Here is a 1,217-nt window from a genome sequence, read left to right on the forward strand (position 1 = left end):
TGGAACTTATGTCGCCAGCGGGAGTTTCATGTCTGTTACTTAATTCACTGGAGAAATACAATGAAAATCAGAACGTTAGCGTTCTTAAGCGCTTGTATCATCGCGCCTTCGGCTGTGTTCGCTCAGGACACCGGCAAAACCTCTCCGGAAACTCCAGCGGTAGCAACGCCCGATAGCAACAATCCAGACGCGCCGGTTAAGGGTGCCAATAGCTTTACAGAAGATCAGGCCAAATTAAGGATTGAGGAGGCAGGATACACGGGCGTAAGCGGCCTTAAATTGAACGAAGAAAACGGCATCTGGGAAGCCTCTGCCATGAAAGGTAACGAGAAGCTGGACGTCCAGCTTGACTACCAGGGCAATGTCACAAAGAAGCCAATGTGAAGGTTTGGCTTCCGTCCGCCATTTGAACATGGGAGATTTCTATGAAAACCGTTACCGGATTATTTGACACTTATGAAGCAGCCAAGGATGCCGTGGCACGTCTCGAAAACGCTGGGTTCCCGTCAGACGACATTTCCATTGTATCCCACCGCCGCGACGATGACGGTGAGAGTAATGCCGGCTCTGGCGCGGGGGTTGGTGCAGGTCTAGGTGCGGCTGTCGGTGGTGCCGGTGGTCTTTTGACAGGACTTGGGTTGATGGCGATCCCAGGCGTTGGGCCAGTCGTGGCCGCAGGTTGGCTCGCAGCAACATTGACCGGTGCAGTCGGAGGCGCAGTTGTCGGGGGGGTCGCCGGTGGTCTCATCGGAGCGCTCACGGAGAGCGGGGTGTCGGAAGAAGACGCTCACTTATACGCTGAAGGCGTTCGTCGCGGTGGTTCACTTGTGACCGCTCGCATTGCCGATGATCGCGTCGCGGAAGCAGACGCTATTTTAGCCGGTGCCAGCCCGGTGGATATCAATGCGCGACGCAAACTCTATGTCCAGGAAGGCTGGCAACGGTTCGACGCGAACGCCGACCCCTATACCGAAGAGGAGATAGAACGGGAACGCAGCCGTTACCTTTAAAGCTTGAGCGGGCGAAAGCCCGCTCCACCAATGTGCTAGATAATCGTTCACAATTTTTTGCGTCTTACTGCATACAGGATCTCTTTTCGTTGATCTAACCAATGTTACCGATGCAGACTGTTGACGTGAAATACTTCCGTTTCTCCTCTGCCCATGATCCGGGATTATCAATCCCGCGTTTGATAAAACGTGACGTCCGACCGGTTC

At 54.1% G+C, this 1,217-nt stretch carries 2 protein-coding genes; both read left to right on the forward strand.

Annotated features, from left to right (window positions below; translation table 11 throughout):
• Positions 1-60: 60 nt before the first annotated feature.
• Positions 61-384 (forward strand): PepSY domain-containing protein, encoded by a 324-nt coding sequence (locus KWJ32_RS28070; RefSeq protein WP_256886625.1) that lies wholly within the window; start codon positions 61-63, stop codon positions 382-384.
• Positions 385-425: 41 nt separating this feature from the next.
• The gene (locus KWJ32_RS28075; protein WP_231771644.1) at positions 426-1,010 is read left to right on the forward strand and encodes a general stress protein; all 585 of its coding nucleotides are present in this window, start codon (positions 426-428) and stop codon (positions 1,008-1,010) included.
• Positions 1,011-1,217 lie beyond the last annotated feature (207 nt).

The organism is Ochrobactrum sp. BTU2 (assembly GCF_024539785.1).
Taxonomy (GTDB): Bacteria; Pseudomonadota; Alphaproteobacteria; order Rhizobiales; family Rhizobiaceae; genus Brucella; species Brucella anthropi.